We start from the raw sequence: 14,266 nt of genomic DNA, 5'->3' as shown, positions 1-14,266 counted from the left end.
CGCTTGGGCAGGCGTGAAGGTTCCCGCCGATCGGCCGCTTGCGCCTTTCGCGAACGACCGGTGTTGAAACAGGGGCTGCGCTGGCGCGTCCCTTGCTCTAAGCCCCCGGCCATGACCGAGCTTGCGATTTACGACATGGACCGCACGATCACGCGGGTGGCCACCTATACGCCATTCCTGCTGCATGCCGCACGCAGGCGGGCGCCGTGGCGGTTGCTGCTGGTGCCGTTCGTGATCCTGTCGATGCTGGCTTATGTGCTGAAACTGATCGATCGCGCGCGGCTGAAGGAAATCAACCATGCCTTGCTGCTGGGCCGCCACATCGCGCCGGCCGAACTGGCGCTGGTAACGAACAGCTTCGCCGACAAGACGATGGCACACAATATCCTGCCCGGCGCGCTCACCCAGATCGCCGCCGATCGCGCCGCCGGCCGCCGGCTGATCCTCGCCACCGCATCCTACCGGCTCTATTCCGAAGCGATCGCGGAACGGCTCGGCTTCGATGATGTGATCGCCACCAACAGCCTGATCGGCCTCGACGGCCGCATCCGCCACAAGATCGATGGCGAAAATAATTACGGCCCGGCCAAGCTGCGCATGATCCTGGCCTGGATGGCCGCCAAAGGGCTGGATCGCAGCCAGCACCGCATCCGCTTTTATTCGGATCACGCCTCGGACGCGCCGGTGATGGAATGGGCGGACGAACCCTTCGCCGTCAATGCGCACGAACGGCTGCGCAAGCTGGCGACGCAGCGCGGCTGGCCGATCGTGGACTGGGGATGAACGCCCCCACCGGCACAGCATCGGTGAAGGTTCCTTAACAGGGCCGCGCTAGTTTGCCCGCCGGATGGGGAGGCGGCGGATCATACCGCCGCCGCCTACCATCGCTTATTTTGCCAGCCGCAGCGATGCGGTGGGCGCATCCTTGGTCAGCGGGGTGATCCGCCAGCTCAGCGTCCTGGTGCCGCCCGGCCCGGCCTGCGGCCCGGCTTCATTGTTGTGCATCGCGATTTCGGCATTGGTGGTCAGCGTGAAGGTGCCATCGATCGCTTCATTGCGGCTGGGCATCCCTGATGCGGCGCCGGCCTGGCTGGTCGATCCGGCGAACGCCGGGGCCGTCATCCGCACCGATCCGTCCTTGCGCACTTCGAGCGCGATGAACGGGAAGACGATTTCGGCATCCGTGTTGAACGGATAGACGAAGCCATGATCGAGCCTGCCCGAAATTTCATAGTCGATCAGATATTTGCCCTTGCCCAGATAGCTGACCGAACGATAGCCGGCCTCCTTGGCCAGGGCTTCGGCCACGGCGCGGTTCTTGCCTTCCTTCTCGGCGGCTTCCTTGGCCTTCTCGGCGCGTTCGGCGGCCCGCTCGGCGGCTTTTTCCGCTTTCTGCTCGGCCGTCAGATCGCTGTCGTCGCTGGTGGACGAACTGGCCCCCAGGCTCGACGCCATGGCTTCGCTGGGATCGATCGCGACCACTTCGCCCTTATAGGCAAAGGTGAAGCTGCGATCGGCCTTCACCGTCAGCGCCGATGTGAACCTGGCCGGTTGCAGCAGGCAGGCGCCAAGCAGGAGCGGTGCGGCCAGCGCGGCGACGATGCGGGTCAGTTTCACGGTCTCACTCCCCCAGATTGCGCGTCGCCACCGCATACAATCCGATCGCGGCGGCGTTGGAAATATTCAGGCTTTCCACCTTCGGGCTGATCGGCAGCTTGGCCAGCTGATCGCAATGCGTCTCCGTATTGGCGCGCATGCCTTCACCTTCGGCGCCCAGCACGAGTGCGATTCGGGCCGTGCCGATCGTCTCGCTCAGCGTCTGGGTGGCATGGCCGGTCAGCCCGATCCGCCAGAAACCCGCCTCGGCGATTTCGTCCAGCGCGCGGGCCAGATTGACGACGCGTACCCACGGCACCTGTTCCAGCGCACCCGACGCGGACCGCGCGAGCGCCCCGGATTCGGGCGGCGAATGGCGATCCTGGGTGATGATGCCGAGCGCATCGAACGCGGCGGCCGACCGCAGCACCGCGCCCACATTATGCGGGTCGGTCACCTGATCGAGCACGATCAGCGGGCGGCGATCGTCGCGGCCTTCATCTAGCAGATCGCCCAGCCACATGTCGGGCAGCGGATCGACTTCGATCACCAGCCCCTGGTGCGGCGCGTCGGACGGCACGAGCCGGCCGAGATCGGCGGAGTCCGCAAAGGTGACGGGGATGATCGCCGGCACGTTCAGTGCGGCCAGCGCTTCGCGCGTGCCCCACATTCGGCGCACATTACGGGCGGGATTGGCGAGCGCTGCGGTAACCGCATGGCGCCCCCAGAAACGGGGCCGGCCCGAAGCCGGCGCGGATGGTCGATGGCCTCTACGCATGCGCGTGTCTTGGCCGGATGGCAGGCGCGGCGCAAGCGTTTCGCTGCACCGCGCCAACAGCTTATTTCGGCGCGATCACCATCAGCATCTGACGGCCTTCCATGCGCGGGAATTGTTCGACCTTGGCGATTTCCGCCACATCGGCCTGAACCCGCTGCAATACCTGCATGCCAAGCTGGCCATGGGCCAGTTCGCGACCACGGAAACGCAGCGTCACCTTGACCTTGTCACCTTCGCCGATGAATTCGAAAATCTTCTTCATCTTGGTGTCATAGTCATGGTCGTCGATGTTCGGACGCATCTTGATCTCTTTGATCTCCTGCGTCTTCTGGGTCTTGCGGGCAAGATTGGCCTTTTTCTGGGCCTCATATTTGAACTTGCCGACATCCAGGAACTTGGCGACGGGCGGATCGGCGTTCGGCGACACCTCAACCAGATCGAGACCCGACTCGGCGGCCTGCTCCATCGCCTCGCGCGTGTACATCACGCCCAGATTCTCGCCATTTTCATCAATCACCCGCACCTTGGGCGACTGGATGAACTCATTGTAGCGTGGGCCATTGAGAGGCATCGGCGGCTGCCCCAGCGGGCGGCGCATCATGGGCGGACGTATGTGGTTTCTCCTGTTGAAACTTCAAGCAAGGGTGCGATGTAATGTGCGCGGACCCATTTTGAAAGGTGTCCGCGCGCAGATGATGCAGATTCGTGCCGATCTGTGGCCGTGAGGACGCGTCTCGCAGCGCGCCGGATCACTGGCCGAGCTTGTCGCGCAACGCCTTGAGCGCTGCAAACGGGCCGGTTTCCACCTCATCCTCCTGCACCACCCCGGCCGCTTTCAGAATCGCCGTGGCATTCGGGCTGCGCGGGAACGGATCGAGCGCCAGCGCCAGCGTTTCGGCCACCGCTTCGCCGATATCGATCACCCCGCCGGTATAGGGCACGGTGTCGCAATCGTCTTCGGACAGTTCGATTTCCTCGGCATCGGCCGCCGCCTGTTCGGGAATGAAACGCAGGCGGAATGATTCGTCGATCACCGCCGGCACCGGTTCGCCGGTCGCAACACAGGGCTGGGTCACGGCGGCCGCGATCCGGCCCGTCGCCAGCACCGCCTGCCCCTCGCGCGACAAGCGCACCGCGGCGGTCAGGCGATCGAGCGCGATCAGCCCGAATCGGATGGCGAGCGCGGCACGTTCGGCCTCGTTCGCCTCGATCGGCACGTCACGTTCGGCTTCGCCCAGCGTGTCGAGCCGCAACGGGCGCGGAAATTCACTGGCGGGCGCGCTCATGGCTTGGGCATCCGGCCGGCATAGATCGCATCCGCCGCCGCCGCGCCCAGCGCCGCGTGCAACCGCCGCACCCGATCTTCGGCAAAATCGACGGTGGCCGGCGCATCGCCCCGCCACAGGTTGCGCGCCAGCGCATCGCCCAGCGGCGCATCGCCAAGAAGGGCCGCGCGATAGGCGGTGATCCGCCCGCCCAGCGCGCTCATCATCCGGCCGACATGCTTGCCGACGACAACGTCGCCCACGCCGATCTGGCGCAGCTGGCCGTCCATATCGTCGACGAACAATTCGGTCAGCAGCGTCGATGGCAGCCGCCCGCTATCGCCTTCGGCCTCCAGCCGGATCAGCACCAGCGCCAGGACCAGCGCCACCATGTCGAACCGGCCGTCGACGGTATCGGGCACACCGCCGTCAAGATACCAGGCCGGCGTACGGGCTTCGGCGACGATCGCATCGTAAAGCGGGCGATAGGGTGCGCGCTGATCGCGCTCGGGAAACAGGCGGCGGAGAATGGACACGGGGCTTCGGACTTTCCAGCTTCTTGTCGCCGCGCTTGCGTCGGCACGGTCTCCGCGCATATTGAGGCGCGAGGCCCCCGATGCAATCGCAATCGGCGGCGGCCCTTCGCGCAGGGGCAGTTCGGCAATATGCGTCGGTTAGGAGATGTGCCCCATGCCCCCCATCCTCACGCGCCTCGGAACGGCGGTCCTGGCGCTGACGGTACTGGCGACGGCGAGCGGCTGCACGCGCATCCGCGACCATAAGGGCTATATCGTCGACAGCACCCTGCTCGGCACCGTCCAGCCGGGTATCGACAACAAGGATTCGGTGGCCAAGACGCTGGGTCGCCCCAGCTTTACCGGCCAGTTCGATCGCGGCGCGGAAAGCTGGTATTATATCGGTCGCGAAACCCGCCAGCTGGCGTTCGCCAGCCCGCGCCCGGTGGCGCAGACCACGCTGGCCGTGCGCTTCGACGCGGCCGGCAATGTCGTCGCGGTCGACAAGAGCGGCATCGAAAAGGTCGCTTCGATCAGCCCCCATGGCGACAAGACGCCGACCTTGGGCCGCGAACGCGGTTTCTTCAGCGAATTGTTCGGCAATATCGGCCGCGTCGGCGGAGTCGGCGGCGCGATGGGCGGCGGCTCGGCGGATAATCCGCAATAAGGGCTGATCGTCCTTAGGCTATGCCGCCGACGGTTCCGCCGGCAGTGTCGCTGCTATAGACCGACAGACATTCAGCATGTTGGGCGCGGCATAGGTTCAAAACGCGCCGCCATCCCCGATCAAGTGCCGGGCGGCGAGCTGGATACATATTGCCCAGCTCGCGCTTTTTCGGCGAAGACCATGTGGCACAGGGCGTCCCGATCCCATGTCGGGACGCCCCTGTTTCGCCTCAGCGGGCGATGCCCGCGGCCGCCAGCACCGCCAGCGTCACCAGTTCGGATGCCGTCGACCCCATCGTCGCGATCTGGACCGGCTTTTCCATGCCCACCAGCATCGGCCCGATCACCGAATCGCCGCCCAGTTCGCGCAGCAGCTTGGCCGACAGGTTGGCCGATTGCAGCCCCGGCATCACCAGCACATTGGCCGGCCCCGACAGGCGCATGAACGGATAATTCTTCTGCAGCTTGGGGTTGAGCGCGACGTCCGGCGCCATTTCGCCTTCATATTCGAAGCTGACGCCGCGTTCGTCGAGGATCGCAACCGCGCCCCGGATCGGATCGAGCCAGTTGCCCGAAGGATTGCCGAAGGTGGAATAAGACAGGAACGCGACGCGCGGTTCATGCCCCATGCTGCGCGCCACCGCCGCCGTATGTTCGGCGATGTCGGCCAGTTCCTCGGCGGTCGGCCGTTCGGTGATGGTGGTGTCGGCCATGAACACGGTGTGGCTCTGCCCGACCAGCACATGGATGCCGAACGGCTTGCGCCCATCGGCCGGATCGAGCACGCGGCGCACCTGCCGCATCGTCTGCGAATAGGTGCGGGTAACGCCGGTGATCATCACATCGGCTTCGCCCAGCGCCACCAGCAGCGATCCGAAGATGTTGCGATCCTGGTTGACCATCAGTTCCACGTCGCGCCGCAGATAGCCGCGCCGCTGCAACCGCTGATAGAGATAATCGACCATCCGCGGCACCAGCGGCGAAATGCGGCTGTTGTGGAGTTCGAACTCCTCGGGTTTGTCGACGCCCAGCGCGCGCAGCCGATCATATACGGCATCGCGGCCGACGAGCACCGGCGTGCCATAGCCGCCGTCGCGGAACTGGATCGCGGCGCGCAGCACCACTTCTTCTTCGGCTTCGGTGAACACGACGCGCTTGGGGTGGGCGCGCGCGCCTTCATAGGCCAGCGTCAGCACGGACGTGGTGGGGTTCAGCCGCGCCTTCAGCTCCTGGCGATAGGCCGCCATGTCGAGGATCGGCTTGCGCGCGACACCCGAATCCATCGCCGCCTGCGCCACCGCGACGGGCACGATTTCCATCAGGCGCGGATCGAACGGCGCCGGGATGATATAATCATTGCCGAAGCGCGGGGCCGCACCGCCATAAGCGGCGGCCACTTCTTCGGGCACCTGTTCGCGCGCCAGCGCGGCCAGCGCCTGCGCGGCGGCGATCTTCATTTCCTCGTTGATCGTCGTCGCCCGCACATCGAGCGCGCCACGGAAGATGAACGGGAAACCCAGCACGTTGTTCACCTGGTTCGGATAATCCGAACGGCCGGTGGCGATGATCGCGTTGGGCTTGGCCGCGCGCGCCTCGGGCGGGGTGATTTCGGGATCGGGATTGGCCATCGCGAAGATGATCGGCTGATCGGCCATCGTCTTGACCATGTCAGCCGATAGCGCGCCAGCCGCCGAAAGCCCCAGGAACACGTCCGCGCCGACCATCGCTTCGGCCAGCGTGCGCCGGTCGGTGTTGGCGGCGTGGGCGGATTTCCACTGATCCATTCCGCCTTCGCGGCCATGATAGATCACGCCCTTGCGGTCGCACATCAGCACACGATCGGACGGCACGCCCATCGACTTGATCAACGCGGTGCAGGCGATCGCCGCCGCCCCCGCGCCGTTCACCACGACATTGATGTCCTTCAGGCTGCGGCCGGTGAGGTGGCAGGCGTTGATCAGGCCGGCGGCGGCGATGATCGCGGTGCCATGCTGGTCGTCATGCATGATCGGGATGTTCATGCGTTCGCGCAGCGTCTGTTCGATGATGAAGCAGGCGGGCGCGGCGATATCTTCGAGGTTGATGCCGCCGAAGCTCGGCTCCATCAGTTCGACGGCGGAAATGAACTTGTCGGTATCCTCGGTGTTCAGTTCGATGTCGATCGAATCCACGTCGGCGAAGCGCTTGAACAGCACCGCTTTGCCTTCCATCACCGGCTTCGACGCCAGCGCGCCGAGATTGCCGAGGCCCAGAATCGCGGTGCCGTTGGAAATCACCGCAACCAGATTGCCCTTGGCGGTATAATCATAAGCGGTGGCGGGGTCCGCCGCGATCGCGCGCACCGGTACCGCCACGCCGGGCGAATAAGCCAGCGACAGATCGCGCTGCGTCGCCATCGGCTTGGATGCGATGATTTCGATTTTTCCGGGACGGCCGTGGGAATGAAACAGCAGCGCTTCGCGCTCCGAAAACTGGACGTTGCTGCCTTCACTCATCGCCATACCCTTCTAACAAACATTCGACCGTGCCGATCGCGCGAGGGCCTTTTGGGGCATGGCTGGACGGCGGACAAGCCGCTATCAGCCTCCCATGGCGCGCGGAACGAACGAAGCAGGCGAAGTGGATAAAGCCATGACGCCGATGATGATCCAATATCATGCGTTGAAAGCGCAGGCGGCCGATTGCCTGCTGTTTTACCGCATGGGCGATTTTTTCGAATTATTCTTTGAGGATGCCCGGATCGCGGCGGCCAGCCTCGATATCGCGCTCACCTCGCGCGGGGATGGCGTGCCGATGTGCGGCGTGCCGGCCCATTCGGCCGAAGGCTATCTCGCGCGATTGATCAAGGCCGGCCACCGTGTCGCCATCGCCGATCAGACGGAAAGCCCCGCCGAAGCCAAGAAGCGCGGCGGATCCAAGGCGCTGGTCGCCCGCGCGATCATCCGGGTGGTGACGGCCGGCACGCTCACCGAAGATGCCCTGCTCGACGCGCGCGCCGCCAACTGGCTGGTTGCGCTGGCCGAAATCGGCGGGCGAACGGGGCTTGCCGCCGCCGATATTTCCACCGGCCGGTTCGAACTGGCCGCCGTCCCCGCCGGCAGCCTCGATGCTGAACTGGCGCGGCTGGGGGCCGCCGAAACGATCGTCGCCGAAGGATTTGCGCACGGCCCGGCCGATGCGATCGCGCTCGATCCGCGCAGCTTCGACAGCGCGGCGGGCGAAGCCAAGCTCAAGGCGCTGTTCGGTGTGGCCACGCTCGATGGCTTTGGTGGGTTCGACCGCGCCGAACTGGCCGCCGCCGCCGGGCTGATCGCCTATCTCGATCGCGCAGGGCAAGGCCAGCTCCCCTTCCTCCAGCCGCCCGTGCGCCGCCATCCGGCCGATCATATGCTGATCGATGCGGCCACCCGCGAAAGCCTGGAATTGACGGCGGCCCAAGGCGGCGGCCGCAAGGGCAGCCTGCTCGATGCGGTCGATCGCACCGTCACCGGGGCTGGCGCACGGATGCTGGCCGCCGATATCGGTGCCCCCTTGGCCGAACGCGTGCTGATCGACGCACGGCTCGATCTCGTCACCCGCTTCGTCGACGATGGGGGGTTGCGCGATTCCATCCGCGCCAGCCTCAAGGCCGCGCCCGATATCGGCCGCGCGCTCGGCCGGCTCGTCGCGGCGCGCGGGTCGCCACGCGATCTCGGCCTGCTGCGTGACGGGCTGAACGAAGCGCATGCGCTTCACGAACGGCTGCTCGCGCTTGGTGATCGGCCGATGCTGCTCGACCAGCTTCTGCCCCAGTTGCGCGGGCATGGCGCGCTGATCGATCTGCTATCGCGTGCGCTCGTCCCCCAGCCGCCGATCGATACCGCGCAAGGCGGCTATATCGCCGAAGGCTATGATCCCGCGCTCGATGATCTGCGCGGACAAGGGGGCGAAGGCCGCCGGGCGATCGCCGCCCTTGAGGCGCGCTATCGCGAGGCGACCGGCATCGCCAGCCTCAAGATCCGCCATAATGGCGTGCTGGGCTTCCATGTCGAAGTGCAGGCGAAACATGCCGATCCGCTGATGCGCCCGGATTCGGGCTTCACCCATCGGCAGACCTTGGCCGGGGTCGTCCGCTTCAACGCGCCCGATCTGCACGAACAGGCGCTGCGTGTCGGCCAGGCCGGCGCCCACGCGCTGGCCGCCGAAGCCGCGCATCTGGAAGAATTGATCGCCGCCGCCCTTGGCCGGAAAGCCGAAATCGCAGCCACGGCCGATGCGCTTGCCCGGATCGACGTATCCGCCGCCGCCGCCGAACGCGCGGTCGAAGGCGGCTGGTGCCGCCCCGCATTCGCCGACGACGCCTGCTTCACGATCGAAGCCGGCCGCCACCCGGTGGTCGAGGCGGCCGTCGCGAACAGCGGCGATCGCTTCGTCGCCAATGATTGCAAGCTCGAACCAACACGCCGGCTCTGGCTTGTCACCGGGCCGAACATGGGCGGTAAATCCACCTTCCTGCGGCAAAATGCGCTGATCGCGGTGCTGGCGCAGGCGGGCAGCTATGTCCCCGCCGCATCGGCCCGGCTGGGGCTGGTCGACCGATTGTTCAGCCGGGTCGGCGCGTCGGACAATCTGGCGCGCGGGCGATCGACCTTCATGGTCGAAATGGTCGAAACCGCGGCCATTCTGGCGCAGGCCACCGAACGCTCGCTCGTCATCCTCGATGAAGTCGGGCGCGGTACATCCACTTATGATGGTTTGGCGATCGCCTGGGCGGTGGTGGAGGCGGTGCATGACATCAACCGCTGCCGCTGTTTGTTCGCGACGCATTATCATGAACTGACCCGCCTGTCGGAACGACTCGACGCGCTGTCGCTCCACCATGTCCGCGCGCGCGAATGGAAGGGCGATCTCGTCCTGCTCCACGAAGTCGCCGATGGCCCGGCCGATCGCAGCTACGGCATCGCCGTCGGCAAGCTTGCCGGCCTGCCGCCCGCCGTGCTGGCGCGCGCCAGTTCGGTGCTCGCCAAGCTCGAAAGCGGGCGCGCCGCAACCGGCGGAATCGCCGCCGGGCTGGATGATCTGCCGCTTTTCGCCGCCGCGATCGCCACACCCGAACCCGTGGTCGATCCGCTGCGCGCAGCCATTGATGCCGTCATCCCCGATGCCCTGTCGCCGCGTGAAGCGCTGGAAACCCTCTATCGGCTGAAGGCTGTCGCCGAAGGATAGGATTCTTTTGCGATTGATCCGCAATAGTATCCGCGCTACCCGCATATCCGGTGAATGGCTTTGATCGCCCGCGTTGGGGGCGGCGAGGGTGAGGCGAATGCACACGGTATCCCTGCGCGATGCAGGCGACGATCGTCGCGATGCGACCTTCTACGCCTCCTTTCCCCCAATGCCGGCCGCCGCCACCGCGACATCTGAACCCGCTTGCCTGCCGGCTGCCGCGCCCTCGCGCTTCGGCGCCCGCAAGCGCCCCAATCTGGTGGCGATCGGCGCGGTCGGGCTGATCCATGCCGGGCTGCTGGCCGCCTTGATCCAGATGAACGTGATCCCGGTCAAAACGGTCAAGGCAGCGCCACTGGTGGTCGAACTGATCGCCGAACCACCGGCACCGCCACCCGCCCCGCCCGAAGCGAAGGTCGAACCGGTCAAGCCGGTCGAACCCGTGGTCGTGGCCCCCACCCCGATCGTTCAGACGCTCGCCCCGCCACCGCCACCGGTGGCAGCGACGCCAACCCCGCCGCCGCCACAGGCCGTGATCGTGGCCCCCAAGGCCGCGCCGGCGCCGGCCACGCCGGTCAGTGCGGGCGATCTGTCGTCGACCATGCTGTCGTTCAAGGCGCCTGCCTATCCGGTGGAATCGCGCCGCAGGAAGGAACAGGGGATCGTCATCCTCAACCTGCTGCTGGGCACCGATGGCGCGGTAAGCGAAATTTCGGTCCAGAAATCGAGCGGATTCGCACGGCTCGATCAGGCCGCGCTGGCCGCGGTGAAGCGCTGGCGCTGGTCGCCCACCTTGCGGGGCGGCCTGCCGATGATGGTGCGCGGCGTCGTCGAAATTCCCTTCATCCTGCGCAGCTGATCACCCAGCGCCATGATGATCGCCATTCCCGATCTGCTGGACGCCACAGCACTCGCCCGTGTCCGCGCGCTGATCGACGCGGCCGAATGGGTGGACGGTAACGTCACCTCGGGCCGCCAGTCGGCCCTTGCCAAGCGCAACGCCCAATTGCCCGAAGAATCGCCCGCCGCGCGCGAAGCCGGTGCCATCATCCTCGACGCGCTGGGCCGCTCGCCCTTGTTCGTGGCGGCGGCGTTGCCGCTCAAGGTCTATCCGCCCTTGTTCAACCGCTATGGCGTGGGCGATGGCTTTGCCACGCATGTCGACAATGCGGTGCGCATCCAGCGCGGCAGCGATTTCCGGATTCGCAGCGATCTGTCCGCCACGCTCTTCCTCGCCGATCCCGAAAGCTATGACGGCGGCGAACTGGTGATCGAGGATCAGTTCGGGGTGCAGGCGGTGAAGCTGCCGGCGGGCCACATGGTGCTCTACCCGGCCTCCAGCCTCCACCGGGTGGAGGCGATCACGCGCGGCGCGCGGGTGGCGTCCTTCTTCTGGATCCAGAGCATGGTGCGCGACGATGGCGCGCGGCAGACCCTGTTCGATCTCGACAGCGCGATCCAGGCAGTCGCGGCGGATCGCGGGCAGGCCGATCCGGCGATCATCCGCCTGACCGGGGTCTATCACAATCTGCTGCGCCGCTGGGCCGACGCCTGATACCGGGATGCGATGGGCCTGAATCCATCATATCTCGGCTAAGCCCGCGCGGGGCGATCAGGCCGCGCGGCGCGCCGTCATCTGCAACCATGCGCGCGCCTGGCGCTGCGCCTCGGCAATTTCCCGCGCGCTCATATCCCCGGCGATTTCGGCGCGACATTCCTGTGCATGTTCCAGCCCGCCAAGGGCGGCGAGGTTGAACCATTTATGGGCCTCGATCAGATCGACACCCACCCCGCTGCCCCCGCTGGAATAGGTCATCCCCAGATCGAAATAGGCATCCACATTGCCCCGGCCGGCATCGGCCAGACGACTCTCGATCAGGAAATTGGCTGTTGCTGCACTATGCCCCATGGTTCGGCTCCTGCCGGTTAATCCCTGGTCAGCACAGTCACGGAAAATACGAAACAAATGGTTAACGCGATATTGGCGCCAAGTCGGTGCCCACCGCTCCATTGTAAAACAACAACAAATCGCTGGCATCCGGCAAGATCAGGCGGCTGATTATCCAGGCCTGTTGCAAGCCTAGACTATGGCCACTTCAAGATTGTCGATCAGCCGTGTCCGGCCGATACGCGCGGCGGCCAGCAGCCGGCCCGGCCGGTCTGCCCGGTTCATCGGCTCCAAGGTTTGCGCGTCGCAAAAGGCAACATAATCAACCGGATCGAAACCGGCCGCCACCAGGCGTTGCCGCGCGACATCCAGCGCGGCGGCAACATCGCCGCCCGCGCCGATCGTGGCGGCCGCCTCGCCCAGCGCACGCGGCAGCGCGCGGGCGGCAACCCGTTCTTCATCGCTGAGATAGGCATTGCGCGATGACAGGGCCAGGCCGTCATCATCGCGCTGGGTGGGCACGCCGATCACCTCCACCCCGGTATCGAGATCGGCCGCCATGCGGCGGATGACGGCAAGCTGCTGATAATCCTTTTCGCCGAACAGCGCATAATCGGGACGGACCTGCGCGAACAGCTTGGCCACAACCGTTGCCACGCCATCGAAATGGCCGGGCCGCGCCGCGCCATCCAGCCCGGCGGTAATCCCGCTCACCGAAACATGGGTGGCGGCACCGCCATGATACATTTCGTCCACCGTCGGCGCCCACAGGATCGCGACTCCGGCGGCGTCGATCAGCCGGGCATCGGCCGCCTCGCGCCGGGGATAGGCATCGAAATCCTCATTCGGGCCGAACTGGGTGGGATTGACGAAGATCGACACCACGACATGCGCCGCGCGCGCCTTCGCTTCCGTAACGAGCGCCAGATGCCCGGCATGAAGCGCGCCCATCGTGGGCACCAGCGCCACGGCGCCGCCATCGGCCCGAAGTGCGGCGATGCTCGCCCGGAGCGCGGCGACGGTACGAACGATTTGCACGGGCAGGAAACCTCCGATAAGCGCATGAACGCATGCCGGGGCGTCTATTGGGGGCCGTCGTCGGCGGAATCAAGAGAACAGGGGTCTCGACGCAACATGGCTGCCGATGCCGCTCACCTGATTGTATTCGCCAATGAGAAAGGCGGCTCCGGCAAGTCCACCACGGCGGTGCATGTCGCCGTTGCGCTGGCCGCCGCCGGCCGCCGCGTTGCCGCGATCGATCTGGATACACGCCAGCGCACATTGGCGCGCTACATGGAAAATCGCGCCGCCACCGCACGGCGCCAGGCGGTCGACCTGCCGATGCCCGTCGCCGAAACCTTCGATCCGGACAAGGGCCACCACATCAACGATCGGATCGATGCGCTGGCCGCCGATGCCGAAATCGTGGTGATCGACACGCCGGGGCGCGATGACGTCCACGCCCGCGCCGCGATCGAACGGGCCGATACCCTGGTCACGCCGATCAACGACAGCTTCATCGATCTCGATCTGATCGGGCAGGTCGATCCCGAAACCTACAAGATCCGTCGGCCCAGTTTCTACGCCGAACTGGTGTGGGATGCCCGCAAGGTCCGCGCGAAGGCCGATGGCGGCACGGTCGACTGGGTTGTCCTGCGCAACCGCCTCCAGCATGTCGAGGCGCGCAACATGCGCCGCGTCGCGGCGGCGCTGGGCGAATTATCGAAACGGGTCGGCTTTCGCGTCATTCCGGGCCTGTCCGAACGCGTGATCTACCGCGAACTGTTTCCCAAGGGCCTGACCCTGCTCGATCTGGCGGCGATCGGCGAACCGGGCATCGCCCATATCGCCGCCCGGCAGGAACTGCGCGAAATGGTGTCCGCCTTGTCGCTGCCCGACTGGCCGATGAAGCGCGCGGCCAACGGCTGATGACCTGGCTGCTCCTTGCAGTCGCCGCGCTGATCGCCTGGGAATGGCACAAGGGGCGCCTGCGCAGGCCAACCCGTCCGGAAATGCTGGCGGCCTTGCTGGCGATTGCCGGCGTCGCCATTGCGGCCAAGGGCAAACCGCTGTTCAGCCTGCCCCTGCTGGCGGGTGCGGCGTTCGTCCTCAACCGCGGGCGCAAGCCGGCCGCCCCGGCCATGCCGGTGGACGAAGCGCGCCTGCTGCTCGATCTGCCGGCCGATGCGGATGCCGCCGCGATCCGGGCCGCCCATCGCCGGCTGATCGCGCGGGTTCACCCCGATGCCGGCGGGTCCGAAGATCTTGCCCGCCGGGTGAACGCCGCGCGCGATACCCTGCTGGCCGATTTGAACCGGAAGCCGCCCCGCGCGTCTTGATCCCATAGGCTGTA

General features: G+C 66.2%; 15 protein-coding genes. 7 read left to right on the top strand and 8 right to left on the bottom strand.

What is annotated here, in order from left to right:
* Positions 1-111 precede the first annotated feature (111 nt).
* A complete protein-coding gene (locus tag KC8_RS14615; protein ID WP_010124218.1) occupies positions 112-783 on the top strand; it encodes an HAD family hydrolase in 672 nt (223 codons plus the stop codon).
* 105 nt (positions 784-888) lie between these two features.
* Here KC8_RS14615 and KC8_RS14610 read toward each other — a convergent pair whose 3' ends face one another.
* From KC8_RS14610 to KC8_RS14590, 5 genes are all read right to left on the bottom strand, one after another.
* Positions 889-1,617 carry a hypothetical protein gene (locus KC8_RS14610; RefSeq protein WP_010124217.1) on the bottom strand — a complete coding sequence of 243 codons (729 nt, stop codon included), beginning with the start codon at positions 1,615-1,617 and terminating at the stop codon, positions 889-891.
* A gap of 4 nt (positions 1,618-1,621) precedes the next feature.
* Positions 1,622-2,374 (bottom strand): 23S rRNA (guanosine(2251)-2'-O)-methyltransferase RlmB, encoded by a 753-nt coding sequence (gene rlmB / locus KC8_RS14605; protein WP_029624358.1) that lies wholly within the window; start codon positions 2,372-2,374, stop codon positions 1,622-1,624.
* Between the two features lie 61 nt (positions 2,375-2,435).
* Positions 2,436-2,945, bottom strand: coding sequence for a translation initiation factor IF-3 (gene infC, locus KC8_RS14600; protein ID WP_029624357.1), 510 nt, complete (start codon positions 2,943-2,945; stop codon positions 2,436-2,438).
* A gap of 178 nt (positions 2,946-3,123) precedes the next feature.
* Positions 3,124-3,660: a YceD family protein gene (locus KC8_RS14595; protein ID WP_010124214.1), complete on the bottom strand. Its 537-nt coding sequence runs from the start codon at positions 3,658-3,660 to the stop codon at positions 3,124-3,126.
* Complete coding sequence (locus tag KC8_RS14590) at positions 3,657-4,175, bottom strand: ubiquinol-cytochrome C chaperone family protein (protein ID WP_010124213.1); 519 nt, start codon at positions 4,173-4,175, stop codon at positions 3,657-3,659. Before KC8_RS14590 ends, KC8_RS14595 begins: the two co-directional genes overlap by 4 nt.
* Before the next feature lie 154 nt (positions 4,176-4,329).
* Here KC8_RS14590 and KC8_RS14585 point away from each other — a divergent pair, with 154 nt between their 5' ends.
* A complete protein-coding gene (locus KC8_RS14585) occupies positions 4,330-4,821 on the top strand; it encodes an outer membrane protein assembly factor BamE (protein WP_010124212.1) in 492 nt (163 codons plus the stop codon).
* A gap of 229 nt (positions 4,822-5,050) precedes the next feature.
* Here KC8_RS14585 and KC8_RS14580 read toward each other — a convergent pair whose 3' ends face one another.
* On the bottom strand, positions 5,051-7,315 hold the full coding sequence (locus KC8_RS14580) for an NADP-dependent malic enzyme (RefSeq protein WP_029624356.1): 2,265 nt from the start codon (positions 7,313-7,315) through the stop codon (positions 5,051-5,053).
* Between the two features lie 145 nt (positions 7,316-7,460).
* Between KC8_RS14580 and mutS the strand changes: the two genes are divergently transcribed.
* The 3 genes from mutS to KC8_RS14565 all read left to right on the top strand — a co-directional run bounded on the left by mutS (position 7,461) and on the right by KC8_RS14565 (position 11,580).
* Entirely contained in the window at positions 7,461-10,025 is a 2,565-nt protein-coding gene (mutS, locus tag KC8_RS14575) for a DNA mismatch repair protein MutS (protein WP_029624355.1), read from the top strand.
* Positions 10,026-10,122: 97 nt separating this feature from the next.
* Positions 10,123-10,884, top strand: coding sequence for an energy transducer TonB (locus tag KC8_RS14570; protein WP_010124208.1), 762 nt, complete (start codon positions 10,123-10,125; stop codon positions 10,882-10,884).
* Between the two features lie 12 nt (positions 10,885-10,896).
* A complete protein-coding gene (locus KC8_RS14565) occupies positions 10,897-11,580 on the top strand; it encodes a Fe2+-dependent dioxygenase (RefSeq protein WP_010124207.1) in 684 nt (227 codons plus the stop codon).
* 57 nt (positions 11,581-11,637) lie between these two features.
* On the opposite strand, the gene KC8_RS14560 is transcribed toward KC8_RS14565, so the two are convergent.
* Entirely contained in the window at positions 11,638-11,934 is a 297-nt protein-coding gene (locus KC8_RS14560) for a hypothetical protein (RefSeq protein ID WP_010124206.1), read from the bottom strand.
* 171 nt (positions 11,935-12,105) lie between these two features.
* Positions 12,106-12,951 (bottom strand): pantoate--beta-alanine ligase, encoded by an 846-nt coding sequence (gene panC, locus KC8_RS14555; protein ID WP_010124205.1) that lies wholly within the window; start codon positions 12,949-12,951, stop codon positions 12,106-12,108.
* A 96-nt stretch (positions 12,952-13,047) separates the two neighbouring features.
* On the opposite strand from panC, the gene KC8_RS14550 reads away from it, so the two are divergent.
* Both KC8_RS14550 and KC8_RS14545 read left to right on the top strand, forming a co-directional pair.
* On the top strand, positions 13,048-13,842 hold the full coding sequence (locus KC8_RS14550; protein ID WP_010124204.1) for a division plane positioning ATPase MipZ: 795 nt from the start codon (positions 13,048-13,050) through the stop codon (positions 13,840-13,842).
* Complete coding sequence (locus tag KC8_RS14545) at positions 13,842-14,252, top strand: molecular chaperone DnaJ (RefSeq protein WP_010124203.1); 411 nt, start codon at positions 13,842-13,844, stop codon at positions 14,250-14,252. Before KC8_RS14550 ends, KC8_RS14545 begins: the two co-directional genes overlap by 1 nt.
* The last annotated feature ends 14 nt before the right edge of the window (positions 14,253-14,266 follow it).

This window comes from Sphingomonas sp. KC8, from assembly GCF_002151445.1.
Classification (GTDB): Bacteria; Pseudomonadota; Alphaproteobacteria; order Sphingomonadales; family Sphingomonadaceae; genus Sphingomonas_E.
The sequence above is the reverse complement of the archived record's forward strand: the minus strand, read 5'-3'. Positions and strand labels throughout refer to the sequence as shown.

Excerpts from the sequence above, each read along its gene's own strand:
- KC8_RS14560 (WP_010124206.1), bottom strand. The coding sequence starts at position 11,934 with ATGGGGCATAGTGCAGCAACAGCCAATTTCCTGATCGAGAGTCGTCTG.
- KC8_RS14615 (WP_010124218.1), top strand. The coding sequence starts at position 112 with ATGACCGAGCTTGCGATTTACGACATGGACCGCACGATCACGCGGGTG.
- KC8_RS14580 (WP_029624356.1), bottom strand. The coding sequence starts at position 7,315 with ATGAGTGAAGGCAGCAACGTCCAGTTTTCGGAGCGCGAAGCGCTGCTG.
- KC8_RS14595 (WP_010124214.1), bottom strand. The coding sequence starts at position 3,660 with ATGAGCGCGCCCGCCAGTGAATTTCCGCGCCCGTTGCGGCTCGACACG.
- mutS (WP_029624355.1), top strand. The coding sequence starts at position 7,461 with ATGATGATCCAATATCATGCGTTGAAAGCGCAGGCGGCCGATTGCCTG.
- KC8_RS14545 (WP_010124203.1), top strand. The coding sequence starts at position 13,842 with ATGACCTGGCTGCTCCTTGCAGTCGCCGCGCTGATCGCCTGGGAATGG.
- infC (WP_029624357.1), bottom strand. The coding sequence starts at position 2,945 with ATGCCTCTCAATGGCCCACGCTACAATGAGTTCATCCAGTCGCCCAAG.
- KC8_RS14585 (WP_010124212.1), top strand. The coding sequence starts at position 4,330 with ATGCCCCCCATCCTCACGCGCCTCGGAACGGCGGTCCTGGCGCTGACG.
- KC8_RS14550 (WP_010124204.1), top strand. The coding sequence starts at position 13,048 with ATGGCTGCCGATGCCGCTCACCTGATTGTATTCGCCAATGAGAAAGGC.
- rlmB (WP_029624358.1), bottom strand. The coding sequence starts at position 2,374 with ATGCGTAGAGGCCATCGACCATCCGCGCCGGCTTCGGGCCGGCCCCGT.
- KC8_RS14570 (WP_010124208.1), top strand. The coding sequence starts at position 10,123 with ATGCACACGGTATCCCTGCGCGATGCAGGCGACGATCGTCGCGATGCG.
- KC8_RS14565 (WP_010124207.1), top strand. The coding sequence starts at position 10,897 with ATGATGATCGCCATTCCCGATCTGCTGGACGCCACAGCACTCGCCCGT.